This is a genomic window from Ensifer sp. ENS11, assembly GCF_014851895.1.
Lineage (GTDB): Bacteria > Pseudomonadota > Alphaproteobacteria > Rhizobiales > Rhizobiaceae > Ensifer > Ensifer canadensis.
The window spans coordinates 119,438-143,270 of sequence record NZ_JACVAN010000006.1 but is presented as its reverse complement, the minus strand read 5'-3'; the positions used below and the strand labels follow the sequence as shown (position 1 = coordinate 143,270).

20 protein-coding genes are annotated in these 23,833 nt (G+C 62.4%); 10 read left to right on the top strand and 10 right to left on the bottom strand.

Annotated elements, in window-relative coordinates; all coding sequences use genetic code 11:
• Positions 1–8: 8 nt before the first annotated feature.
• Together IB264_RS13995 and IB264_RS13990 are read left to right on the top strand one after the other, a co-directional pair.
• Positions 9–962 carry a DMT family transporter gene (locus IB264_RS13995; protein WP_025427755.1) on the top strand — a complete coding sequence of 318 codons (954 nt, stop codon included), beginning with the start codon at positions 9–11 and terminating at the stop codon, positions 960–962.
• Between the two features lie 45 nt (positions 963–1,007).
• Positions 1,008–2,654, top strand: coding sequence for a thiamine pyrophosphate-binding protein (locus IB264_RS13990; protein WP_025427756.1), 1,647 nt, complete (start codon positions 1,008–1,010; stop codon positions 2,652–2,654).
• 276 nt (positions 2,655–2,930) lie between these two features.
• Here IB264_RS13990 and IB264_RS13985 read toward each other — a convergent pair whose 3' ends face one another.
• The 3 genes from IB264_RS13985 to IB264_RS13975 form a co-directional block, all read right to left on the bottom strand.
• Positions 2,931–3,281: a cupin domain-containing protein gene (locus IB264_RS13985; protein ID WP_025427757.1), complete on the bottom strand. Its 351-nt coding sequence runs from the start codon at positions 3,279–3,281 to the stop codon at positions 2,931–2,933.
• A gap of 157 nt (positions 3,282–3,438) precedes the next feature.
• Positions 3,439–3,777, bottom strand: coding sequence for a TIGR01244 family sulfur transferase (locus tag IB264_RS13980; RefSeq protein WP_025427758.1), 339 nt, complete (start codon positions 3,775–3,777; stop codon positions 3,439–3,441).
• A 77-nt stretch (positions 3,778–3,854) separates the two neighbouring features.
• The gene (locus tag IB264_RS13975) at positions 3,855–4,700 is read right to left on the bottom strand and encodes a DUF4432 family protein (RefSeq protein WP_025427759.1); all 846 of its coding nucleotides are present in this window, start codon (positions 4,698–4,700) and stop codon (positions 3,855–3,857) included.
• Between the two features lie 166 nt (positions 4,701–4,866).
• Here IB264_RS13975 and IB264_RS13970 point away from each other — a divergent pair, with 166 nt between their 5' ends.
• On the top strand, positions 4,867–6,294 hold the full coding sequence (locus IB264_RS13970; protein WP_025427760.1) for a L,D-transpeptidase: 1,428 nt from the start codon (positions 4,867–4,869) through the stop codon (positions 6,292–6,294).
• Between the two features lie 490 nt (positions 6,295–6,784).
• On the top strand, positions 6,785–8,074 hold the full coding sequence (locus IB264_RS13965; protein ID WP_025427761.1) for an FAD-binding oxidoreductase: 1,290 nt from the start codon (positions 6,785–6,787) through the stop codon (positions 8,072–8,074).
• 431 nt (positions 8,075–8,505) lie between these two features.
• Here IB264_RS13965 and IB264_RS13960 read toward each other — a convergent pair whose 3' ends face one another.
• The 7 genes from IB264_RS13960 to IB264_RS13930 form a co-directional block, all read right to left on the bottom strand.
• Positions 8,506–10,026: a globin-coupled sensor protein gene (locus tag IB264_RS13960; protein WP_025427762.1), complete on the bottom strand. Its 1,521-nt coding sequence runs from the start codon at positions 10,024–10,026 to the stop codon at positions 8,506–8,508.
• A gap of 289 nt (positions 10,027–10,315) precedes the next feature.
• A complete protein-coding gene (locus IB264_RS13955; protein WP_025427763.1) occupies positions 10,316–11,035 on the bottom strand; it encodes a ParA family protein in 720 nt (239 codons plus the stop codon).
• Positions 11,036–11,269: 234 nt separating this feature from the next.
• On the bottom strand, positions 11,270–12,418 hold the full coding sequence (locus tag IB264_RS13950; RefSeq protein ID WP_025427764.1) for an iron-containing alcohol dehydrogenase: 1,149 nt from the start codon (positions 12,416–12,418) through the stop codon (positions 11,270–11,272).
• Positions 12,415–13,800, bottom strand: coding sequence for an aldehyde dehydrogenase family protein (locus IB264_RS13945; protein WP_025427765.1), 1,386 nt, complete (start codon positions 13,798–13,800; stop codon positions 12,415–12,417). The genes IB264_RS13950 and IB264_RS13945 overlap by 4 nt, the downstream gene beginning before the upstream one ends.
• Positions 13,801–13,886: 86 nt before the next feature.
• Positions 13,887–15,251: a glutamine synthetase family protein gene (locus IB264_RS13940; protein WP_025427766.1), complete on the bottom strand. Its 1,365-nt coding sequence runs from the start codon at positions 15,249–15,251 to the stop codon at positions 13,887–13,889.
• A gap of 95 nt (positions 15,252–15,346) precedes the next feature.
• Positions 15,347–16,894, bottom strand: coding sequence for an amino acid permease (locus IB264_RS13935; protein WP_025427767.1), 1,548 nt, complete (start codon positions 16,892–16,894; stop codon positions 15,347–15,349).
• 111 nt (positions 16,895–17,005) lie between these two features.
• The gene (locus IB264_RS13930; RefSeq protein WP_025427768.1) at positions 17,006–17,779 is read right to left on the bottom strand and encodes an N-formylglutamate amidohydrolase; all 774 of its coding nucleotides are present in this window, start codon (positions 17,777–17,779) and stop codon (positions 17,006–17,008) included.
• 173 nt (positions 17,780–17,952) lie between these two features.
• On the opposite strand from IB264_RS13930, the gene IB264_RS13925 reads away from it, so the two are divergent.
• The 6 genes from IB264_RS13925 (at position 17,953) to IB264_RS13900 (ending at position 23,679) form a co-directional block, all read left to right on the top strand.
• On the top strand, positions 17,953–18,831 hold the full coding sequence (locus tag IB264_RS13925) for a MurR/RpiR family transcriptional regulator (RefSeq protein ID WP_025427769.1): 879 nt from the start codon (positions 17,953–17,955) through the stop codon (positions 18,829–18,831).
• A 187-nt stretch (positions 18,832–19,018) separates the two neighbouring features.
• Positions 19,019–20,122 carry an ABC transporter substrate-binding protein gene (locus IB264_RS13920; RefSeq protein WP_025427770.1) on the top strand — a complete coding sequence of 368 codons (1,104 nt, stop codon included), beginning with the start codon at positions 19,019–19,021 and terminating at the stop codon, positions 20,120–20,122.
• 282 nt (positions 20,123–20,404) lie between these two features.
• A complete protein-coding gene (locus IB264_RS13915) occupies positions 20,405–21,280 on the top strand; it encodes an ABC transporter permease subunit (RefSeq protein WP_025427771.1) in 876 nt (291 codons plus the stop codon).
• Positions 21,277–22,065, top strand: a complete 789-nt coding sequence (locus IB264_RS13910) for an iron ABC transporter permease (RefSeq protein ID WP_025427772.1) — start codon at positions 21,277–21,279, stop codon at positions 22,063–22,065. Before IB264_RS13915 ends, IB264_RS13910 begins: the two co-directional genes overlap by 4 nt.
• A 4-nt stretch (positions 22,066–22,069) precedes the next feature.
• Positions 22,070–23,131, top strand: coding sequence for an ABC transporter ATP-binding protein (locus IB264_RS13905; RefSeq protein WP_025427773.1), 1,062 nt, complete (start codon positions 22,070–22,072; stop codon positions 23,129–23,131).
• Between the two features lie 194 nt (positions 23,132–23,325).
• On the top strand, positions 23,326–23,679 hold the full coding sequence (locus IB264_RS13900) for a TfoX/Sxy family protein (RefSeq protein ID WP_025427774.1): 354 nt from the start codon (positions 23,326–23,328) through the stop codon (positions 23,677–23,679).
• Positions 23,680–23,833 lie beyond the last annotated feature (154 nt).

Here is a 23,833-nt window from a genome sequence, read left to right as displayed (position 1 = left end):
ACATCATCATGGCAGACATGTCCCTCCCCAAGACCTCCAACGCCAATGACCGCATCTCCTTCGGCCTGACGCTGATGGTCCTTTCGGTGCTGTTGTCGCCGCTGATCGACATCTTCGCCAAGCTCGCGATCTCGACAGTACCGTCGGCACAGATCACCGCCGTGCGCTTCATCCTGCAGGTCGTCTTCATCCTGCCGATCGTGCTCGTGCGCGGCAGCCTGTTCGACCTCACCTGGCGCAAGACCGGGCTGCACGCGCTGCGCGGCGGCCTGCTTGTCGTCACCATGCTGTCCTTCATCACCACGCTGAAGGTAATGGAGGTGGCCGACGCCATCGCCATCTTCTTCGTCGAGCCGATCATCCTCACCATCCTCGGCAGCATCTTCCTCAAGGAGACGATCGGCTGGCGGCGCTACACCGCCTGTGCCGTCGGTTTCCTCGGCGCGCTCCTTGTCATCCAGCCAAGCATGCAGGAGGTGGGCCTGATCGCGCTGCTGCCGATCGTCGCCGCCTTCGGCCTGGCGGTGTTCCTGCTGGTGACGCGCATGGTGGCGCAGAATGAGGACCCGTGGTCGATGCAGTTCCATGCCGGCATCTGGGGCGGTCTCTTCTGTCTCGTACTGCTCTGGCTCGGCGAAGGCAGCGGATCTGGTATCTTCGACCCGGTCTGGCCCGAGGGCAACACCTGGTTCTATCTGCTCGGCGTCGGCGTCACCGCCACTATCTCCGGCGTGCTTGGGGTCTATGCCTATCGCTCCGCCCCCGCCTCGGTGCTGGCGCCGCTGCAATATCTCGAAATCGTCTCGGCGACGATCTTCGGCTGGCTCGTCTTCGGCGACCTGCCCGACGCGCTGAAATGGCTGGGCATTTCCATCATCATCGGCTCCGGCCTCTACATCATCTGGCGGGAACGCCGGGTCGACAAGACCGCGAGCATCGCTCCGGTTTCGCCGGCGATCTGAAAACAAGTGATCTGAAAACAAAAGAATGACTATCGGGAGGAAAGCATGAAAACTGGAGGTCAGCTCGTCGTCGACGCGCTCGTCGCCAATGGCGTCAAACGCATCGCCTGCGTACCGGGGGAAAGCTATCTGGCGGTGCTGGATGCGCTCTACGACACCGACATCGATGTCGTCGTCTGCCGCCAGGAGGGGGGCGCTGCAATGATGGCCGATGCCTGGGGGCGGCTCAGCGGCGAGCCCGGCATCTGCATGGTAACGCGCGGCCCCGGCGCCACCAATGCGTCGGCCGGCCTGCATGTGGCCCGGCAGGATTCGATCCCGATGATCCTGTTCATCGGCCAGGTCCAGAGCGAGGCTCGCGAGCGCGAAGCCTTCCAGGAGATCGAATATCGCCGCGCCTTCACCGAGGTCGCGAAATGGGTCGGCGAGATCGACGATCCCGCCCGCATTCCCGAATTCGTCACCCGCGCCTTCGCGGTCGCGACCTCAGGCCGGCCGGGCCCGGTCGTGCTGACGCTTCCCGAGGACATGCTTACGCGCAGCGCCGAGGCGCCAGCGGCAAAGCCCTACCAGCCGGTCGAGGGCCATCCGGGTCCGTCCCAGATCAAGCAGCTCGGCGCGCTGCTCGAAGGCGCCAAGCGCCCGATCGCCATCCTCGGCGGCACGCGCTGGACGGCTGACAGCGTCGCCGAATTCCAGCGCTTTGCCGAGCGCTGGAGCCTGCCTGTCGGCTGCTCCTTCCGCCGCCAGATGCTGTTCGACCACCTGCACCCCAACTATGCCGGCGATGTCGGCATCGGCATCAACCCGGCGCTGGCAAAAGAGATCAAGGAAGCTGATCTGGTGCTTCTGGTCGGAGGGCGCTTCTCCGAAATGCCGTCGTCCGGCTATACGCTGATGGATGCGCCCTATCCGCGCCAGACGCTTGTCCATGTCCACCCCGATGCATCCGAACTCGGCCGCGTCTATCGGCCGGAACTGCCGATCGCCGCCAGCCCCCGCGATTTCGTCACAGCACTCGAAGGGCTCGCGCCAGCGGCCGAGCCGGTGTGGTCGGCACGCACCAGGGCGATGCATGAAGGTTACCTCAAGTGGTCGACACCGCCGGAAACCGGCCCCGGCGACGTGCGCATGGGCCCGATCATGAACTGGATCGAGGCGAACACACCGGAAGACACCATCTTCACCAACGGCGCCGGCAACTACGCCACCTGGGTGCATCGCTTCCACCGCTTCCGCAGATACGCAACACAGGCAGCCCCCGCCTCCGGCTCCATGGGTTACGGCCTGCCGGCAGCCGTTGCCGCCAAGCATCTGCACCCGGATCGCGAAGTCATCTGCTTTGCCGGCGACGGCTGTTTCCTGATGCACGGTCAGGAATTCGCAACTGCCGTGCGTTACCGCCTGCCGATCATCACTGTGGTTGTCAACAACGGCATCTACGGCACGATCCGCATGCACCAGGAGCGGGATTATCCCGGCCGCGTCAGCGCCACGGACCTGACCAATCCTGACTTTGCCGCCCTTGCCCGCGCCTATGGCGGCCACGGCGAGACGGTGGAAAAGACTGAGGAGTTTGCCGATGCATTCCTGCGCGCCCGCGCCAGCGGCAAGCCGGCGATCATCGAGATCAAGCTCGATCCGGAAGCCATCACCCCGACGCGCACGCTGAGCGAAATAAGGAAAGGCTGAGCGGAACGGGCAGGTTTTCCTTCGAGCACGCTTCAATCACGGCGCCGACGCGCCGTGGCTGGATTCCTGTGACAAGCACAGGAATGAGGGCATGGAACTGTTGCGGCCAACCGAGCCCGTTTCCGACGTGATCGCACATCTCCGCAAACGCGGCATGCGCGCTGCGACACCTCCTAGCGCTCCCTCATTCCTGTGCTTGTCACAGGAATCCAGCTGCGTCGTGTCGACGACGCAGGGAGGTGGCGTCCTCCTCTATACTGAGTTGCCGCTTCTTGCTTATTCCAGCCACTCCGTCGCAAACGCACCGGTCACATGCAGGTCGGTGGTTTCCAGGCGCCCAGGTCCGAGGTTTTCGAACTTGTGCGGCACGTTGGCCGGCGCCACGACGATCTGCCCGGCTTCTGCCTCGATCTTGCGATCGCCGACGGTAAACAGCGCGCGGCCGGTGCGGATGATGAAGGTCTCGGGATAGGGATGACGGTGCAGCTTCGGCCCGCCGCCAACCTTGTCGGTGGTATAAAACATCACCGAAACGTCGGCGCCATAGGAGCCGCCCTGGAACTCGCCCTGCCAGACATCGGGCTTTTCAGCCCACTGCTCGCGTTCGATCAAATGTATTCCCGTCATGCCATATCCTCCGCCGTTCGTGTATCCGAACCGCGGTCGAGCCGGCGCGTCAGGTGCGCATTCCCTGGGGCATGCATCCCTTGGGGGCTATGTGGACCCGAGGACACATCGTCGCAAAGGGCGCACGAAGTGCGCCCTTATGCTGCGGTAGGCCGGCTCAGCCGCGAATATGCTGTGTCTGCTGGAAGACCGCCGTCGAGCGAGCGCCGGAGCGGCAATAGCCGAGCATCGGGCGCTGGAATTCGTCAAGCGCGTCGACCATCTTTTGGACCGCATCCGCCGTCACGCCCATCGGGCCGACCGGGATGTGCATGGTCTCGATGCCCAGCTCCTGCGCGCGCGCTGCGATGGAATCGAAGGTCGGCTGGTCCGGCGCCTCGAAATCGGGGCGGTGGCAGACGATGGACTTGAAGCCAAGCGCCTTGATCTGGTCGAGGTCTTCGACCGTGATCTGGCCGGAAACCGAGTATTCATCGTTGATCGGGCGGATGTCCATGGTCGCTTAATCCCTGCAAAAAACCTTGGCCACTGATGTAGGCGCGGTGCCCGCCGGCGTCAATTCCAATCGCTCAGTCAGGAGACACCGAAGGCAAGCGCATAGGTCTGTGTCTGCCCGGGCTCGAGCAGTTGCAGCTCACCGGCAGCAGCAAGCTCCGGCCGCTTGGCGAGGCGATGCGACGCAGGCTCGATGCTGATGACATCGGCCGCACCACGCTGACAGCGCCACATCTGCAAGTAAGGCAGCGTGTCGGCGCGAAAGCGCACCGCCAAGCACTTCCCGCCCGCACCGACCAGCGGCGAAAGCGCCACTTCGGACCAGCCGTCGGCCCCGACGCTGGCCGGGATGCAGAAATGCGCGCTCTCGCCCTCGCCGAAGCGCCAGGCCCGTTCACCCTCGGCAAAAGAGGGACTGGTTATGCGGGTCGCGTCGCCGACCAGTCGGCCGGCAATATTGAGGTGGTACATCATCATCGGCGGAAAGGCGCCGGCGCCGGTGTTGGTGAGCCGGTCTTCCAGCATCACCTCATGTCGGTCCGCATCCACATGCCAGCGCCGTTCCAGGAGCGCGTGGCCGCCATCGGCAAGATTGACCTCGACGGTGGCGATGCAAAGCGTGGTGTCGGCGGACATGTGCGTGTGCTTGACCGGCGTGCCGGCAAGCGAACCGTGCAAGGGATAGCGCGTGCCTTCCCCGCGGCCGGCAATCGGTTCGGGATGGCGGATGTGGTCTGGTCCGCAGGTAAAGAGAAAACCGGCGAGTGCCCGGTCGATGCGCGGGTCGCCATCGGAGGGGATCGCGGTACCCGGCGAAAGATCGACGCCATCAACGACGAAGGCGGCGATATCGAGTGCCGACAGACGGTCGAACAGCAGATGATTCTCCTGTTCGTTATCGGGTGCATCAAATCTCGTTCGCATGCACCAGCCTCCAGTCCAACTCACGGGAATCACAGCGATCACAAAGACATGATAGCCGACAGGGGCTGTTTTTCATCGGTTGAAAGCTGCTAAGGGTGCGCCTAGATAGAATTTAACCGCTTATTCATGATGAATTCACTTTTTTCACATTAACGTCGAAATCCAAATGTACCGCGCCACATCAACCACCATGAGAACAGGTTTTATCGTGACGTCAGCGACCCGCACCGGCCTCTCGCTCCTCGCCGCAGCCGGCTTCCTCGCCGTGGATCTTGCATCCGCCTTTGCTCAGGAAGGTTACGGCCGCAATCGCCGCGGCAATGGCGACGTGATGCTGGTGACGCCGGAAGGCGAAATTCTCGACTATATGCCGGGCCCCGATGAAGTGCGCACCATGCGTGACCGTCGCGGCCGCACCGTGCTGGTCGACAACTGGGGCAACGTGGTCGCAACCGTAGTACCGTCCGACGGCTATCGCGCCTATCGCCGCCAGGGCGACGTCGATGTCTATTCCAACCGCCGCAACGGCGACCGCGGCTACGGCTATTCCGAGCCGGGCGATGTCACCGGATCCATTCAAGACTATCGCGATCCGGCCTATCGCGACGTGGTGCCGCCCTCGGTCGAGCGCAACGACCTGCCCAACAGCCTGCCCGGCCTGATCGACGGCAGCGAAGAGGCGGCGATCGATCCGCAATATGAGCAGCCATTGCGGCAGTCCATGCCGCCGGCCATATCGGTCAAGTCCAAGTCGCGCGCCGAAATCACCGCGCTGCAGGTCTTCCTCGACCGCGAAGGTTTCTCGCCCGGCGTCATCGACGGCAAGATGGGCTCGAACGTCACCAAGGCGATCGAGGCCTGGCAGCAGTCAACCGGCGAAACGCTCGATCCGAACAACACCGAAGATATCCTCGAGCGCCTGCGCATGAACGGCGGCCTGCCGATCACCAGCTATACGATCACGGCCGCCGATGCCGCAGGCCCCTATGTCGCCTCGATCCCCGACGACTACGCCCACAAGGCGATGCTGCCGCACATGTCCTTCACCGCGACGACCGAAATGCTCGGCGAGAAGTTCCACATGGACGAGACCTATCTGCGCGAGCTCAACCCAGGCGTGGACTTCACCATTCCGGGCACGATCATCAAGGTCATCAATCCCGGAGAAAACCGCAAGGAAAAGGTCGCGCGCATCGTTGCCGACAAGGCCCGCAAGCAGGTTCTGGCCTATGATGCCGCCGACAAGCTCGTCGCCGCCTACCCGGCAACGATCGGCTCGTCCGACACGCCCTCGCCGTCAGGCATCGTCAATGTCGAGCGCATCGCGCTCAATCCCGGCTACACCTACAACCCGAAGATCAACTTCAAGCAGGGCAACAACGACAAGATCCTGACGCTGCAGCCGGGGCCGAACGGCCCGGTCGGCACGGTCTGGATCGCGCTCTCGAAGCCGACCTACGGCATTCATGGCACGCCGGAGCCCTCCAAGATCGGCAAGACCCAGAGCCACGGCTGCGTTCGCCTGACCAACTGGGACGCAACGGAACTTGCCAAGATGGTGAGTGTCGGCGTCACGGTCGAATTCGCAGACTGAGGCATCAGCCGCTCGATACATCCCGCAGAAAACGATCAAAGCCCGGGTACCACCCGGGCTTTCTTCTTTGCCGACCGTGGCAAGCGTTGCCGCGTAGGAGCCCCGGTGGAATTGACTGAAATCGCAGCTTTTTTCGCATCCCGTCCCCCAATTGGGGGAGTGACAGCGACATGTCTCCGTTGAAAATGAGCTTGCCTGATCGATGACGTCATCGGTCAGGTTATTTTCATCGGAACCCATAGGGCCGGTGCGGCGGACCGCCGACCCGGCAAAGACATTTACACCCGACTACTCCACCGACACGACCCAGACCGCGGCCGCCCACGAACCGGCTGCGGTCATTTTTTTGCGGACGCCCCACAGTCAACCTTCATGACCTCATGAAACCCCTCATGACCTCATGAAACATTGTCATGAGAATTTTCGAGGCGATGGCCCTATCACTTAGCCACCTCTAAATTTCAGGCCCTTGACCGAAGGAATGTCCGCGATGGCGACCGAGCGCACCTTGCCCAACCTCTGGCATGCGACGGCACCGGCAGCGCCGGACACGCGCCCGCTTGCCCGCGACCTGACGACAGATGTCGCCATCATCGGCGGCGGCTTCACCGGTCTTTCGGCTGCACTTCATCTCGCGGAAAAAGGCGTCAAGGCCACGGCGATCGAGGCGAAGATGATCGGCTTCGGCGGCTCCGGCCGCAATGTCGGCCTCGTCAATGCCGGCATGTGGGTCAAGCCCGACGATCTGATCGCGACGCTGGGGCTCGAGGCCGGCAACCGCCTGCTCGGCGAACTCGGCGACGGCCCGGCAATGGTCTATGCCCTGGTCGAGAAGCACGGCATCTCCTGCGAAGCCGTCCGCAACGGCACCCTGCACATGGCCGTCGGCGCCGAAGGCTTGAAGGATATCAGCGACCGCGAGACCCAATGGAAGAAGCGCGGAGCGCCGGTCGAGGTTCTCTCGGCCGAGCGATCGAGCGCGCTCTCGGGCGCTGAAGGTTTCTCCGGTGCGCTTCTCGATCGTCGCGCCGGCACGATCCAGCCGCTTGCCTATGCCCGCGGCCTTGCCCGTGCGGCCCTTGCCGCCGGTGCCGAGATCTATACCGACACTGCGCTCGTCGGCGCCGAACGCAAGGGCGAAACCTGGGTGCTGAGAGCCGGCCAGAACATCGTCAGGGCCAAGCAGGTGATCCTCGCCACCAATGCCTATGGCGGCATGTTTGCCGAGACCCCGTGGCAGGAACACACGCAGGAACTGACGATCCTGCCCTACTTCCAATTCGCCACCAATCCGCTGCCGGAAAAGGTCGCAAGCCGCATCCTGCCGGAGCGCCAGGGCACATGGGATACGGGCCTTGTCATGACCTCGTTCCGCATGGACCAGCAGAACCGCCTGATCTTCGGTTCGATCGGCCGGCTCGATGCGATGGCCGAGGGCACGCACCGCGCCTTCGCCGCCCGCTCCGTGCGCAAGCTCTTCCCCTATATCGGCGATTTCCGCTTCGAATACTGGTGGGACGGCCGCATCGGCATGACGACCAACAACCTGCCGGCCATGCATACGCTGGCGCCGAACGTCGTCTCCGTCAGCGGCTACAACGGCCGCGGCATCGCACCCGGCACCGTCTTCGGCAAGGCGCTCGCCGACCACGTCACCGGCCAGACCTCCGCGATCCCGCTTGCCGAAACGCCTGTGACGCCCGACACCTGGCGCAGCGTCAAGTCCGCCTTCTACCATGCGGGCGCACAGGCCAAGCATCTGGTCGACCGCCGGTTCTGAGCGGTTTCGTCAACGCGCGACGAGACATCCCTTGCAGACATCGAAGATGGTGAACTCCGTCTGAGACGGGCGCCATGTCGACGCACGTTCATGCGCAGGTGGCACCCCATCCTCCGTCTTCCTCGGGCTTGACCCGAGGATCCAGGGCCTGCCACGCGAAATTGGCATGTGCTTTCGTGGAACTGCAGAACGGGATCCTCGGGTCAAGCCCGAGGATGACGACCGGAGAAGTGAAGCCCGGGGACGGAACGTCACGAAGACAAGCTCGGGGCTGACTGAGTGGTCAAAACTTACCATGATCACAGCGGACGCCGAAATTCCTACGAACTTCGCCGGCGATCCAAGTGCGCTCATAAAACTCTGGCTATAATAGACAGCGCCCCGGACCGGGATGATCCGAGGCGCTATTGCCCATACTGCGATACGTGGGCTCAGGCCGCGCGGCGATAACCGGACGCGGTGCCGACGTGAACCTGGGTAGACGTCTGGAACGCCTTCAGCTTCAGCGCGATCTGTTCTGATTCCACCGTCAGCGCCTGGCTCGCGGCATTGGCTTCTTCAACCATGGCAGCATTCTGCTGGGTGATCTGATCCATCTGGCCGATCGCCGTATTGACCGCCTGCAGGCCGGTGGCCTGTTCCGCCGTGCTGGCGCGGATGTTGCCGAAGACCGAGCTGACTTCGACCACCTGCGAGACGATCTGCTGCAGCGACTGGGCGACCTGGTTGACCGAGCTGACGCCATCATCCACCTGGCCGCGCGACTTGGCGATCAGGCCCTGGATGTCCTTGGCCGCATCGGCGCAGCGCTGGGCGAGCGCCCGCACTTCCGAAGCGACAACCGCAAAGCCCCTGCCCGCCTCGCCGGCACGCGCCGCCTCGATGCCGGCGTTGAGCGCAAGCAGGTTGGTCTGGAAGGCAATCTCGTCAATGACGTCGACGATGCGGGCGATGCTCGCAGACGAGGTCTGGATTTCCTGCATCACCTCAATCGCGTGGCTGACCACCTCGCCGCTCCGCTCGGCATTGGCGCGGGCGGCAATCACCGTCGAGTTCGCCTGATCGGCGCCTTCGGCCGTCTGCTTGACGGTGCGCGTCACCTGTTCGACGGCAGCGGCCGTCTCCTCGAGGTTTGCCGCCTGGCGTTCGGTGCGCTTGGCGAGATCGTTGGCTGCTGCCGCAATTTCCTTGGCGCTCAGATGGATCTGGCTGGCGCCGGCCTCGATGCCGCCGATCGCGCGGGCAAGCTCGCTGATCGCATGGTTGAAGTTCTCGCCGAGTTCCTCGTAGGCAACCGGCAAATCGGCGGCGATGCGCGCCGTCAGGTCACCGTCGGAGATCTTCTTCAGGGCAACGCCGAAGGTCTGGCTGACGAGCTTGCGTTCGGTCGCCAGTACCTCTTCCTGCACCGCGCGCTGCTTCGTGACGTCGGAGGCGTCCATATAGACCGAGATCGACAGGTCCATGTCGAGGAACATGCCCTTGACGAGGCTCGAAAGCATCGCGCTCATCTCTTCCGCCGAGGTCGTCTGGCGCGAAAACAGACCGCCCTTTGGCCAATTCGCTTTGACGATCTCCGTGATCAGATGTTCGGCGATCAGCGCGTAGCCGCCGATATACCAGCGCGGCTCCAGCCCGATACGGGCGTGCACCTGGCCGATGGTGCGGACCTTCGCGCCATATTCGTCGTTGAAATTGGCGTCGGCGATGTTGGCCCAGTGGCCGACCTGCGCGCCCTTGGCGCGGTTGATGTGCGCATCCGACGAGAAGAAGCGGTTCGTCTCCGGCGTCTTTTTGACCCGGGCGTAAAACTTGTCGAGCGCCGGCGCCAGCTCCTTTTCGAGGATCGGCTTCAGGGCCTTCAGGCTCGCCTTGGCGGCATCGTCAAGCGCCATGAAATTGAGACGACCGGCAATGTCTTCCTTGCCGGCAGCGACGTGTTCCGTTTTCATGCGCGATTTCCCTGCATGCTCTTGCTGGATCATGGAAGCTGGACGGGAGACCAAGCGAGAAAGGTCGAATCCACAATCCTTGCCGCAATCATGGCGGCTACCTGCACCCTCGCAAACCGCCATAAGGTGCAATCGCTTTCCACCAGCACTGGTATAAGCCCATGGTAAAGGAAGCCTTACGGGCAACAGCCTTTTCGGGTGGTCGCAACGCGATTCAACCGGAATTGACGAACATCAATTCCGGTTATGGCAGTCTTCAAAGCGGCTAACTTCGTATGCCGATCCCTGATCAGGCCGCGCGCCGCGTCGCCCAGGATGGTGCACGCGAAGCCCAGGAGCGGCGCGCCCTCACCGGCGTCAGAGCCTGCACTTCCTTGGCAAGCGCAGCTGCATTTTCGCGGGCCTTGTCGAGGTTGCTGACGCGGGTATCATCCATCGACTGAAGCGTGCCGCCGCAGTCGAAAATCTCGCGATAGGCAACGCGCTCGACGATCGGCGTGTCGAGCACGGAGACGCCGCGCGAAGCAAGCAAAGTCTTGATGGTCTGCAGCGCCCGCGTCGTCACCAGAGAATTGACCCGGGTGAGAACGACGGAATGGTTGATGCGCACACGCGACCTGTCCTCGATCTGGCGGATGAGCTCGAGGATCTGCACGGCACCGCGCGCATCCATCGCGCAGCCCTGCACCGGGATCAGCACCTGGTCGGAAAGAGCGAGAGCCAAAGCGACGATCTGATCCTTGGCGCCGGCGAGGTCGATGATGATGTAGTCGGCTTCGTCCTTCATTTCCCGGATATGACATTCCAGCGATGCCGGCGTGATATGCGAGATGACGGAGAGATTGGCGATCTGGCCGGAGTTTTCCGCCCAGCTGGTGATCCAACGCTGCGGATCGGCATCGAGGACCACAACACGGTGTCCCTGTCTCGCCAGTTCCGTCGACAGGATCAGCGCCGCCGTCGTCTTGCCCGCGCCGCCCTTTGCATTGGCGAATGTGATGACCGCCATCTTCTTCCTCATTCTGTCCTGTGTTCCGTGGCCTGCCCAACCGATGCTTCGCCGGGCAATGCCGCTTAATAGAACCTTTCAGAACATGGTTAACGAATTGGAAATTTTCGTTGGCGAAGATTAACCCCCGCCCTGCCCAATCCGCAGGCAGGGCGCGAAAAAGCCCGGAAAACCAATGGTTTCCCGGGCCGAAGAAAATTAACGGTCAGTTACTTTAGAGCGACTTGCCGGCGGTCAAATGCACTCCCTGAACAGCTTCTTGGCCGCATCGAGCGTCAGTTCAACCGGGTTGCCGCCGGCGGTCGGATCGACGATCGCCATTTCCGACATCTCGTCGATACGGTCGGTGCCGACGCCGAGTGCGGAAAGCTTGTCGGGAACGCCGAGTTCCTCGCGCAGCTTCAGCACGTAGTCGTAGAAACCGTCGAAGCCACCGGAAATGCCGAGATAGGCGGCCGCCCTGACGATCCTGTCCTCGATCGCGCTGCGGTTGAAGCGCAGCACCGGCGGCATCACCACGGCATTGGTCATGCCGTGATGGGTGTTGTAGATCGCACCGACCGGATGCGACAGCGAATGGATCGCGCCGAGCCCCTTCTGGAAGGCGACGGCACCCATGGCGGCCGCGCTCATCAGGTTGGCGCGTGCTTCGATATCGGTGCCGTCCTTGTACGCGCGCGGCAGGTATTCCTTGACCAGGCGCATGCCTTCAAGCGCGATACCGGCCGACATCGGATGGTAGAACGGCGAAGAATAGGCTTCCAGGCAATGGGCAAAGGCGTCCATGCCGGTGCCGGCGGTAATCACTTTCGGCATGCCGACCGTCAGTTCCGGGTCGCAGATGGTGACGGCTGGCAGGAACTTCGGGTGGAAGATCACCTTCTTCACATGGCTGGCGGAGTTGGTGATGACGCTGGCGCGGCCAACCTCTGAGCCGGTGCCCGCTGTCGTCGGCACCGCGACGATCGGCGCGATGCCTTCGACGCTCGCACGTGTCCACCAGTCGCCGACATCCTCGAAGTCCCAGACCGGGCGGCGGCTCTGGCCGGCCATGAAGGCCACGCACTTGCCGAGATCGAGGCCGGAACCGCCGCCGAAGGCGACGACGCCATCATGGCCGCCGTCCTTGAACGCCTTGACGCCGGCGGCGAGGTTGACGTCATTCGGGTTCGGATCGACGTCGGCGAAGATCGCCCGGCCAAGGCCGTTGGCCTCGAGGATATCGAGCGCATTCTGCGTGATCGGCATCGGCGCCAGGCCACGGTCGGTGATCAACAGCGGCTTCTTCATGCCGACAGCCTTGCAATGTTCGGCAAGCTCCTTGATCCGGCCGGCGCCAAACTTGATGGCGGTCGGGTAGCTCCAGTTCGCGGTGATCGTCATGCTGTGACTTTCTTCAGATGGTAGGATTTCGGACGGGTAAGGTTCTGGAAGCCGATGACCGAAAGCGAGCCGCCGCGGCCGGTTTCCTTGACGCCGGTCCAGCACAAGGCCGGATCGAGATAGTCGGCGCGGTTCATGAAAACGGTGCCGGTTTCAAGGTCGCGGCCGATGCGCGAGGCGCGGTCCGCATCCTGGGTCCACAGCGACACGGTCAGACCGTACTGGCAATCGTTCATCAGCTCGATCGCCTGGCTGTCGCTCTTCACCTTCATGATGCCGACCGCCGGACCGAAGGTTTCTTCGCGCATGAAGGCCATCGAGTGATCGACATCAACAAGCACCTGCGGCGCGAGATAGGCGCCGCCATCATCCTGCGGGAATAGTTTCGGATCGACCAGCGCCTTGGCGCCCTTGGCGATCGCATCGGCGATCTGCTCGCGCACAGTTGCGGCGAAGCGCTTGTGCGCCATCGGGCCAAGCGTCGTTTCCGGATCGAGCGGGTTGCCGAGCTTGTAGTTCGACACCCAGGCAACCGACTTCTCGACGAAGGCGTCATAGAGCGATTCATGCACATAGATGCGCTCGATGCCGCAGCAGCACTGGCCGGAATTGAAGGTAGCGCCATCCATCAGCGTGTCGACGGCCGCATCGAGATCGGCGTCTTCCATGACATAGCCCGGATCCTTGCCGCCGAGTTCGAGGCCGAGACCGGTGAACGTTCCGGCGGCCGCGCGCTCGATCGACCGGCCGCCTTCGACCGAGCCGGTGAAGTTGATGAAGTCGAAGCTTTTCGCCGCGATCAGCGCCGCCGTCGTCTCATGGTCGAGGAAAACGTTCTGGAACACGTCGGCCGGAACGCCGGCCTCGACGAAGGCGCGCACCATGCGTTCGCCGACGAGGATCGTCTGGCTGGCATGCTTGATGACCACCGTGTTGCCGGCCATCAGCGCCGGCGCGACCGTGTTGATCGCGGTCATGTAGGGGTAGTTCCACGGCGCGATGACGAAGACCACGCCATGCGGCTCGCGCTCGATACGACGGCCAAAGCGGTCGCTCTCTTCGACGAGGATCGGCTTCAGCGCGTCGGCAGCAATCGAAGCGACATAGTTCGAGCGCTCGTTGAAACCCTTGAACTCGCCGCCGTGGCGCACCGGCCGGCCCATCTGCCAGGCCAGTTCCGGCACGACCTCGTCGACCATCTCGTTGAGACGGGCAACGCCTGATAGTACCAGGTTGACGCGCTCGTCCAGCGGACGGCGGGCCCAGCTCTTCTGCGCCTGGCGCGCGTGGGCGACGGCCTGCTTGGCCATTTCCAGCGGCAGCGCCGGGCGCTCGGCATAAACCTCTCCGTTCACCGGAGAAATACACTTGATCATGCTCATGATCGTCTTCCTGCTTCCATTTCGAATGACGGCGTAGCCGGCCCTTGGTACCGGACCGGCCACTGAGATCTAAGTTTCCGGCCTTGTCAGGCCCGCTCGAAGCCGCGCGCCACTTCCCAGTCGGTGACGCGACGGTCGTATTCTTCCTGCTCCCACTCGGCCGCGCGGACATAGTGGTCGATGACGTCGTCGCCGAAGGCGGCACGCAGCATCTTGGACCCCGTCAGCGCCTCGGTGGCGGCGCGCAGGGTGCGCGGGATCTCGCGCACGTTCTTGCCGCCGTAGGCATCGCCGACGAAGGGCGCTTCCAGTTCCATCTTGCCTTCGATACCGGAAATGCCGGCCGCGAGCAAAGCCGCGAAGGCGAGATAAGGGTTGAGATCGGAGCCGCCGACGCGGCACTCGATGCGGATCGCCTTGGTGTCTTCACCGCAGAGGCGGTAGCCGGCCGTGCGGTTGTCCTTGCTCCACACCGCCTTGGTCGGCGCGAAGGTGCCGGCCATGAAGCGCTTGTAGGAGTTGATGTAGGGCGCGAGGAAATAGGTGATCTCGCTGGCGTGGCTGAGCAGGCCGGCCACATATTGGCGCATCTGCTCCGACATGCCGTATTTGCCGTCCTTGTCGAAGAATTTCGGCGTCTTGCCGTCAGGGCTCCACAGCGACTGGTGGATATGCGAGGAGGAGCCCGCGGCCGAATAGTTCCACTTGGCGAGGAAGGTGATCGCCTTGCCGCGCGACCAGGCAATCTCCTTGCAGCCGTTCTTGATGATCGCATGCCGGTCGGCCATCGTCAGCGCGTCGGCATAGCGCACGTTGATCTCTTCCTGGCCGGCGGACGCCTCGCCCTTGGAATTCTCGACCGGGATATCCGCGCCCTGCAGGCCGTTGCGGATCGCCCGCATTACATCCTCTTCCTTGGTGGTCTGGAAGATGTGGTAGTCCTCGTTGTAGCCGCTGACCAGCTGCAGGTCGCGATAGCCGGACTGGCGCGCGTCGTCATAGGTCTGATCGAACAGGAAGAATTCGAGCTCGCTCGCCATGAACGCCTTGAGGCCCATCGCCTCCAGCCGCGCGATCTGCTTCTTCAGGATGGCGCGCGGTGAATGCGGCACTTCGGCATGGGTGTGATGATCGAGCATGTCGCACAGCACGAGTGCGGTGCCTTCGAGCCACGGAATGCGCCGCAGCGTCGAAAGGTCCGGCTTCATCGTGTAGTCGCCATAGCCCTTCTCCCAGCTCGTCGCCTTGTAGCCGGAGACGGTCTCCATCTCCATGTCGGTCGCCAGCAGGTAGTTGCAGCTATGCGTTTCCTGCCAGGCGCTGTCGACGAAATACTGCGCGTGGAAGCGCTTGCCCATCAGCCGGCCCTGCATGTCGACTTGGCAGGCGAGAACCGTATCGATGCGGCCGGCGGCGACATCCTCTTTCAATTGCTCGAACGAATAGCTCATCAAATTTCATCCCATGTTTCGGCAAGCGGCCGTTCCCGTGGCCGCAAAAAGAAAGGCGGAAGCTGCAGATGCGCTCCCGCCCATTTTATTATTGGTTAGACTTGGCCGACCGCCTTTTCGGCAGCGGCGATTTCCGCCTGGCGGCGAGCCACTTCATCGCCGATCGGCGGACCGCGGAACCGGCGGTTTTCCAGGCCGAACCAGATGATCGCAGTCAGCGCCAAGAAGCCGACGGTGATGTAGAGCGCCCAGTCGTTTGGCGGCTGGATGCCGAGAACGAAGATCAGCACCATGGCGATGATCGAGAGCACCGCGAAGAGCTTGAACATGCCCTCGCCCAGGTTCCACGGACCCATCTTGTCCCACTTCGACGTACCCCAGGCGAACAGACCGAGCGTGATCGGGATCGCGAAGGAGAAGAACAGGAAGATGACGGTGCACGATACGACGATCGTATAGACCGGCGTTTCGCCGATCGAGACCAGCGACGAGCCCCAGACGAAGAGCACGGAGAGGATCGAACCGGTCCAGATCGCAGCCACCGGCGTGCGGTAGCTCGGGCTGACCTTGGCCAGAGCCTTGGACGCCGGCAGGCCGCCGTCACGCGAGAAGGCGAAGATCATGCGCGAGACCGACGTGACGGTTGCCAGGCCGCACAGCCACTGGCTGACGAGGATGGCGAGGTAGAGCACGTCCTTGATCACAGGGTGAACCTGCGCGTCCATTGCCCAGAAGAACACGTTCCAGCCCTGCTTGGCGGCTTCGTCCATGTTCGGCAGCATCAGCACGAAGGAGCAAAGCATGATGTAGCCGAACAGCGCCGACCACAGCACCGACGAGACCATGCCGCGCGGCACGGATTCTGCCGCCTTTACGGTTTCTTCCGAGGTGTGCGCGGAGGCGTCGTAGCCGGTGATCGTGTAGATCGGCAGCAACAGGCCGAGCAGGAACACCCAGGTGCCCGAGGTCGCCGGCCATACGTTTCCACCCGTCTCGCCGGAATAGTTGGAGAAGGTGAAGAGGCGGGCGATGTCGTAGCTGTCGGCGACGGCAAGGCACACGAGCGCAAGCAGGATCGCCGTTGCGAAGATCAGGTAACCCGAGAAGTCGGTGAGCTTGGCCGTAAGCCCGATGCCCATGTGGTTTACCAGCGCCTGAGCGCCCGTGATGACCGCAAGGAAGATGATGCGGGTGAGCGTCGTATCCGCAAGACCGAAATACGGCGTGCCGAACGAGCCCATGAAGAAGTAATAGGTGCCGACGTTGATGGCGCCGAGAACGGTGACGAGACCGAGCAGGTTGAACCAGGCGGTTACCCAGCCGGTGAAGCGGTTGCCGAGGATCGAGCCCCAGTGATAAAGGCCGCCGGCCGTCGGATAGGCCGAGCTGATCTGCGCCATGGCGACGGCAAAGACGAGCGAAATGAAGCAGCCAAGCGGCCAGCCGATGCCGATTGCGGCCCCACCCGCACCCGACGTCGCCTGCGCCAGCGAGTTGATGCCGCCGGAGAGAATGCAGATGATGGAGAATGAGACCGCGAAGTTCGAGAACTGGCTCATTCGCCGCTCGAGCTCCTGGGCATAGCCCATCGAATGCAGGACCTGCATGTCCTGCTTTTTGTCGAGATCACTGTAGTCTGACATTTTTCTTCCCCTGATTTCTTCAGACCCGACCGCCCCATTGCAGCAGGGTCCCATCACCACCTGCCCCGGCAAGCCGGAACAGGACCGCGGCAAAGCCGCTCCCCAGGGTCTTTATTTTGCTGAAAGCGCTGCCACGCCTTTGCTGAGCAGCCCTTCCAGATAATCGGCCATGACCCTCTGGCCGATCTCGTTTCGAATGAGATCGTTGCGGATCTCGATCATCACATTCGGCAGCCCGTTGTGGACGCCGTATTCGATCAGACTGTGCGTAACGCCGTCGGCCGGCCCGTAAGGCTCGTTGCGGCGGATATCGTAGGCGACCTTGCCCCTGGTTGCGAAGGTCAGCATCTGATCGGCGAGCCGGCTGTCGGCATCATGCAGGATGCCCACTTCGACGGAACGCGGCTTGCCGAAATAGACGGGCGTGAACGAATGCATCGTGACGACCACCGGCGGTCGGCCTTTGGCCTTGCGCTCGGTCACGAACTGGCTGATGGCGTCGTGAAACGGCAGGTAGATCTCGTCGACCCGTGCCCGGCGCTCCTCCTCCGCCATGTCGCGGTTGCCCGGAACCTCATAGACTTCGCTGACGGCAGGCATGGCGCCGTCGGCCTCCGGCGGGCGGTTGCAATCATAGGCAAGGCGCGAAAAGCGCTGGTAGATCAGGACCGCGTCGAGCTTGCGCGACAGAAACTCTGCAACCGCGAGCGCGCCCGGGTCCCAGGCAATGTGGCTTTCGAGCGCCTGCGGCGAAAGGCCGAGCGAACCGAGACGCTCCGGCACCCGGCGCGACGCATGTTCGCAAACGAGAACGATATCGCCTCTCCCGGCCGCGTTCTCGATCGCAACCGGATCGCCATCTGTATCGGTCAAAAGTCGCGTCAACACCGGCATCCCCTCTTGCCCCGTTAGACGTTCGTTAATGAAAAGATTTGTTCAGAGATTAGCGAGTGTCAATCGAAATCTGAAACGATCTCTTCAAAATTGCGATTGACTCCAATTGTGACAGCGATGTTTAATCTGTCACAAACTGGCGTTAGACCAGTTCAGGGGAGACTATGACTAGCAAGGCGACACCCACGACGGTGTCGGATGTGATCAACGCCCACTTCGCCGCGCTGACCCGCGCGGAAAGACAGTTGGCAGAGACACTTCTCGACAACTATCCCGTATCGGGACTCGGTTCGATCACCACGGTCGCCGAGAACGCCGGCGTATCGACTCCGACCGTCGCCCGCATGGTGCAAAAGCTTGGTTTCAAAGGCTTTCCCGATTTCCAGTCGCGGCTGCACCAGGAGCTGGAAGCCACGATTTCCAACCCGATCACCAAGCATGACCGCTGGGCCGCAAGCGCGCCGGGCACCCACACGCTCAATCGCTTTGCCGATGCCGCCATGAACAACATGCGCGAGACGCTGGCGCAGATCGAGCCGCGCGAATTCGACGAGGCGGTCGCCCTTATCGCCGACCGCAAGCGCAACGTCTATCTGCTTGGCGGCCGCATCACCCGCGCCGTTGCCGATTATCTCTTCACCCATCTGCAGGTGATCCGCCCTGGTGTCACCGAAATCGCGTCGAATGCCAGCGCATGGCCACACTACGTGCTCGACATGCGCCACGGCGACGTGCTGATTCTCTTCGACATCCGCCGTTACGAGCAGGAAATGGAGACGCTGGCGAAATCGGCGCGCGAACGCGGCGTCGAGATCGTCCTCTTCACCGATCGCTGGAGCTCGCCGGTGGCAAAATCCGCCTCCAAGGTCTTCCGCTCGCAGATCGAGGTGCCCTCGGCCTGGGACAGTTCAGTGGTGATCCTGTTTCTGGTCGAGGCCCTGATCGAGGCCGTCCAGAGCACCAACTGGGACGCAACCCGCGACCGGATGAAGACGCTAGAGGGATTGTTCGATTCGACCCGCATCTTTCGCAAACCGGTTTAGGAGGAGTGGCCGGCACGTTCACGGAATTTTATGCACGTGTGTTTCAGTGAAGGCGCCGTGTCGAAAAAAGAATTGTTCTTCCAACGACATGCGCGGCGCGAACAGACAGATCGCTGTCACACAAGTTTCATCGCATCTCTTTAACAGCATCGCCGAAATTGACTGAAAACCCATAAGGAGAACGCCAGTGATTTCAACGACTCAACGCCTGCTCTCGCTTTCCACCGCCATGCTTCTGGCAACGACGGCCATCGCCGCTGCCGAGCCGAGCGAAGAGCTCATCGCCGCCGCCAAAAAGGAAGGCTCGCTGACCACCATCGCACTTCCGCACAACTGGTGCGGCTATGGCGACGTCATCGCAGGCTTCAAGGCCAAGTATGGCCTGGAAGTCAACGAGCTGAACCCGGATGCCGGTTCGGGCGACGAAATCGAAGCCATCAAGGCCAACAAGGGCAACACCGGCCCGCAGGCGCCTGACGTCATCGACGTCGGTCTCTCCTTCGGTCCGTCGGCCAAGGCCGAAGGCCTGATCCAGCCCTACAAGGTCTCCACTTGGGATTCGATCCCGGATTCGGCCAAGGACGCCGAAGGTTACTGGTACGGCGACTACTACGGCGTTCTCTCCTTCGTGGTGAACACCGACATCGTCAAGGACGTGCCGAAGGACTGGGCCGACCTGAAGAAGTCGGACTACGCCAACTCGGTCGCCATGGCCGGCGACCCGCGCGCCTCCAACCAGGCGGTTCAGGCCGTCTACGCCGCCGGCCTCGCCGCTGGCGAAACCGATGCCGTCAAGGCTGGTGAAACGGGCCTCGGCTTCTTCGCCGAAGTCAACAAGGCCGGCAACTTCGTTCCGGTTATCGGCAAGTCCGCCTCGCTCGCGCAGGGCTCGACCCCGGTCGTGATCGCCTGGGACTACAACGGCCTTTCCTGGCGCGACAGCCTCAACGGCAACCCGCCGGTTGAAGTCGTCGTTCCGGCTTCGGGCGTCGTCGCCGGCGTCTACGTCCAGGCGATCTCGGCCTACGCGCCGCACCCGAACGCGGCAAAGCTGTGGATGGAGTATCTTTATTCCGACGAAGGTCAGCTCGGCTGGCTGAAGGGCTATTGCCACCCGATCCGCTTCAACGACCTCGCCAAGAACGGCAAGATCCCGCAGGAACTGCTCGACAAGCTGCCGCCGGCAGCAGCCTACGAAAAGGCTGTCTTCCCGACGCTCGAAGAGCAGGCCAAGGGCAAGGAAGCGATTACCACCAAGTGGGATAGCGTCGTCGGCGCAAACGTGCAGTAATATCCATGACTTCCGCCTCTCCGCGCCTCGGCGCGGGGAGGTTTCCCTAAAGCGCGTCACGATCACCAGGATTCGCTTGCTGCGCTTTAAGGTCTTGTTTTTGCGCATGTCGTTGTCGCAAACCGCAACACGCTTTTGCGCGACATGGTTTAATCTCGTGCACAATTCCTTAGCTCGGTATCGATCTAAGGAATTTTGCAGCAAATCAAAGCGCTAAGGCGATCTTTGTGCGTTCATGCGGACGCGCAAAGGTCACTGCAAGCCTCGGGACAGAAAGCCTATATGAGCACCGCTTCACCGACCTTGATCAGCAAGCGAGCCGTCATCGACTGGCTCGGCATTGCCCCCTTCATGCTTTTCGCGCTGCTGTTCCTGATCATCCCGACGCTTTATCTCGTCACCGGCGCGTTCCTGACGCCCGATGGCAGCTTTACCTTCAAGAACATCGGCGATCTGTTCACGCCCTCGATCCTCAGCGCCTACTGGATCTCGATCCGGATCTCGATCGCGTCCTCGATCGGCGGCGCGCTGATCGGCTTCTTCCTCGCCTGGGCAATCGTGCTCGGCGGCGTGCCGACCTGGATCCGCTCGGGCCTCCTGACCTTTTCGGGCGTCGCCTCGAACTTCGCCGGCGTGCCGCTCGCCTTCGCCTTCCTCGCGACCCTCGGGCGCACCGGCCTCGTCACCGTCTTCCTGCGCGAATGGTTCGGCTTCAATCTCTATTCGACCGGCTTCAACCTGCTGTCGTTTTTCGGATTGACCATCACCTACATGTATTTCCAGATCCCGCTGATGGTGCTGATCCTGACGCCGGCGCTCGATGGTCTGAAGAAAGAATGGCGCGAAGCCTCTGAAATCCTTGGCGCCTCGACCTGGCAGTACTGGCGCATGGTGGCGCTGCCGATCCTGTGGCCGAGCCTGCTCGGCACCACGCTCCTGCTGTTTGCCAACGCCTTCGGCGCGATCGCCACGGCCTATGCCTTGACCGGGTCCTCGCTCAACATCGTGCCGATCCTGCTCTATGCGCAGATCCGCGGCGACGTGCTGCACAATCCGAACCTCGGCTATGCGCTGGCGCTCGGCATGATCGTCATCACCGGCATCTCGAACGTTCTCTATATCTGGCTGCGTATGCGCGCCGAACGGTGGCAGAAATGAAAGCACAACGTCTCGGCGCCTGGATCGCCATCGCCATCGGTGCAAGCTACTTCATCATCCCGCTGCTGGGCACGCTGGAATTCTCGCTGCGCATGCGCCGCGGCGAATACTCGTTCGACGCCTATCGCTCGGTCTTCTCCGACCTGCAGTTCCGCGAGACCTTCGGCTATTCGATGATGATGGCCGTGTTGACCATCGTCTTCGGCATGCTGCTGGTGGTGCCGACCGCCTATTGGGTCCGCCTTCGCCTGCCGCAGGTGCGCCCGATCATCGAATTCATCACCCTTCTGCCGCTGGTCATCCCGGCGATCGTCATCGTCTTCGGCTATCTGCGCCTCTACAACTCCTCGTCGTGGATCCCGCTGACCGGCTCGATCTCCGGCACCAATGCGCTGTTGATGTTCTCCTACATGACGCTGTCCCTGCCCTACATGTACCGGGCGGTCGATACCGCGATGCGGGCGATCGACGTCCGCACGCTGACGGAAGCCGCCGAAAGCCTCGGCGCCAAATGGCCGACGATCCTGTTTCGCTGCATCTTCCCCAACGTCATGAGTGGCGTGCTCTCCGGCGCCTTCATCACCTTTGCGATCGTCATGGGCGAATTCACCATGGCCGCGCTGCTCAACCGCCCGGCCTTCGGTCCGTACCTGCAGCTCGTCGGCGCCAACAAGGCCTATGAGCCTTCGGCGCTCGCGGTCATCGCATTCGCCATCACCTGGCTCAGCATGGGTCTGATCCAGCTCGTTTCCCGCATCCAGAAATCCGCTCCGGCCAAGGCTTGATCACATGGCATTCCTGACACTGAACAATATCCAGAAGTCCTTCGGCCCGGTTCAGGTCGTGCACAACTTCAACATGGTCATCGACAAGGGCGAGTTCGTTTCGTTCCTAGGCCCGTCAGGCTGCGGCAAGACGACGATCCTGCGCATGATCGCCGGCTTCGAGACGCCGTCGGGCGGCACGATCACCATCGACAGCAAGGACCAGGGAACGCTGAAGCCCAACCAGCGCAACATCGGCATGGTGTTCCAGGCCTATGCGCTGTTTCCCAACATGAACGTCAACGACAACGTCGCCTTCGGCCTGAAAGTCGCCGGGGCGCAGAAGTCGGAGATCGATACACGCGTCAAGCAGATGCTGAGCCTGATCAAGCTCGAGCACCTGGCCGACCGCTTCCCCTACCAGCTTTCCGGCGGCCAGCAGCAGCGCGTGGCGCTCGCGCGCGCCCTCGCCGTCAAGCCGCAGGTGCTGCTGCTCGACGAGCCGCTGTCGGCGCTCGACGCCAAGATCCGCGTGTCGCTGCGCGAGGAAATCCGCCAGATCCAGCAGCAGCTCGGCATCACCACTGTCTTCGTCACCCATGACCAGGAAGAAGCCCTGTCGATCTCCGACCGCATCGTCGTCATGAATTCCGGGCGAGCCGACCAGATCGGCACGCCGTTCGAGATCTACAACACCCCTGCGACCCGATTCGTCGCCTCCTTCGTCGGCACGCTCAACATCATCGAAGCCAAGGTCGCCGACCCGGCCGCCGGTGCTGTCACCATCGGCAACCAGCAGGTGTCGCTGAAGGAGCCGATCGCCGGCATGAAGGGTGGCGACAACATTTCGCTGGCGCTGCGCCCGGAGGCAGGCTCGATCGCCGACAGCGCCAGGGGCGACACCGCGCTGACCGGCGAGGTGGTTTCGACCAGCTTCCTCGGCTCGGTCATCCGCACCAAGCTGCGCATCGGCGGCGACGTCATCTCCTTCGACATGTTCAACGACCCCGGCCTGACGCCGCCGGCCTTCGGCTCGAACGTCACGCTCCGCTTTGCCGCCAAGGACCTGCTCGTCATCCGCGAGTAGATCTCCAGCGTCCCCCTACAGCGCGTGAGTCTTGTTACGCGCAAAGGTCGCTGTAGCGCTTTGAAGTGCTGCATGTTTTTATCCCTAAATCGAATAGGATTTAAGGAAACATGCAGTAGCTGCCTTGCACATGCCGTGGAGAGATTGCCTGAACCGTCGAATGAAAAACAGCGCATTTTGCACCGGCGGCCGCCATGACTAAAGCGCAGCCGAGTGCGTTCGTCACCCATATCCACGAAGAACTCGCGGATATCGGTCCCGTTGACATAGGCCGCTTCTTCGGCGGTTGGGCCTATCTTGTCGCTGATCGCCAGTTCGCCATCAGCATCAAGGATCGCCTCTATTTCAGGGTTGATCAGCCCCTGAGAGATGCGCTTCTCAGCGAAGGATGTCAGCCGTTCACCTACAACAAGGGCGGCAAACCGGTGGTCGTGCACCGCTACTACGAAGCACCGGTCACTTGCCTTGATGACAGGCAGGCGCTGCTCCATTGGTCCGCACGCGCGATCGCCGCCGAAGACGAAGCCCCGCGTCGCGTCCGCAGATAAATGTCTCGTGGCGGCGACGCGGCACGCGGCCGAGGTCAGACTACGGCGGCTCCCGACGGGAACAGATTTGTCCGGGAGCGATACGGCACGGAAAAAATCTGTCGCGATTTCCCGGATTTTCGTCGCGTCATGCGTTTGACCAGGCACGGCCGAT

What these genes read in the sequence shown, in the direction of transcription:
- IB264_RS13995 (WP_025427755.1), top strand. Translation starts at nt 9, where the DNA reads ATGGCAGACATGTCCCTCCCCAAGACCTCCAACGCCAATGACCGCATC.
- IB264_RS13990 (WP_025427756.1), top strand. Translation starts at nt 1,008, where the DNA reads ATGAAAACTGGAGGTCAGCTCGTCGTCGACGCGCTCGTCGCCAATGGC.
- IB264_RS13985 (WP_025427757.1), bottom strand. Translation starts at nt 3,281, where the DNA reads ATGACGGGAATACATTTGATCGAACGCGAGCAGTGGGCTGAAAAGCCC.
- IB264_RS13980 (WP_025427758.1), bottom strand. Translation starts at nt 3,777, where the DNA reads ATGGACATCCGCCCGATCAACGATGAATACTCGGTTTCCGGCCAGATC.
- IB264_RS13975 (WP_025427759.1), bottom strand. Translation starts at nt 4,700, where the DNA reads ATGCGAACGAGATTTGATGCACCCGATAACGAACAGGAGAATCATCTG.
- IB264_RS13970 (WP_025427760.1), top strand. Translation starts at nt 4,867, where the DNA reads ATGTACCGCGCCACATCAACCACCATGAGAACAGGTTTTATCGTGACG.
- IB264_RS13965 (WP_025427761.1), top strand. Translation starts at nt 6,785, where the DNA reads ATGGCGACCGAGCGCACCTTGCCCAACCTCTGGCATGCGACGGCACCG.
- IB264_RS13960 (WP_025427762.1), bottom strand. Translation starts at nt 10,026, where the DNA reads ATGAAAACGGAACACGTCGCTGCCGGCAAGGAAGACATTGCCGGTCGT.
- IB264_RS13955 (WP_025427763.1), bottom strand. Translation starts at nt 11,035, where the DNA reads ATGGCGGTCATCACATTCGCCAATGCAAAGGGCGGCGCGGGCAAGACG.
- IB264_RS13950 (WP_025427764.1), bottom strand. Translation starts at nt 12,418, where the DNA reads ATGACGATCACCGCGAACTGGAGCTACCCGACCGCCATCAAGTTTGGC.
- IB264_RS13945 (WP_025427765.1), bottom strand. Translation starts at nt 13,800, where the DNA reads ATGAGCATGATCAAGTGTATTTCTCCGGTGAACGGAGAGGTTTATGCC.
- IB264_RS13940 (WP_025427766.1), bottom strand. Translation starts at nt 15,251, where the DNA reads ATGAGCTATTCGTTCGAGCAATTGAAAGAGGATGTCGCCGCCGGCCGC.
- IB264_RS13935 (WP_025427767.1), bottom strand. Translation starts at nt 16,894, where the DNA reads ATGTCAGACTACAGTGATCTCGACAAAAAGCAGGACATGCAGGTCCTG.
- IB264_RS13925 (WP_025427769.1), top strand. Translation starts at nt 17,953, where the DNA reads ATGACTAGCAAGGCGACACCCACGACGGTGTCGGATGTGATCAACGCC.
- IB264_RS13915 (WP_025427771.1), top strand. Translation starts at nt 20,405, where the DNA reads ATGAGCACCGCTTCACCGACCTTGATCAGCAAGCGAGCCGTCATCGAC.
- IB264_RS13910 (WP_025427772.1), top strand. Translation starts at nt 21,277, where the DNA reads ATGAAAGCACAACGTCTCGGCGCCTGGATCGCCATCGCCATCGGTGCA.
- IB264_RS13905 (WP_025427773.1), top strand. Translation starts at nt 22,070, where the DNA reads ATGGCATTCCTGACACTGAACAATATCCAGAAGTCCTTCGGCCCGGTT.
- IB264_RS13900 (WP_025427774.1), top strand. Translation starts at nt 23,326, where the DNA reads ATGACTAAAGCGCAGCCGAGTGCGTTCGTCACCCATATCCACGAAGAA.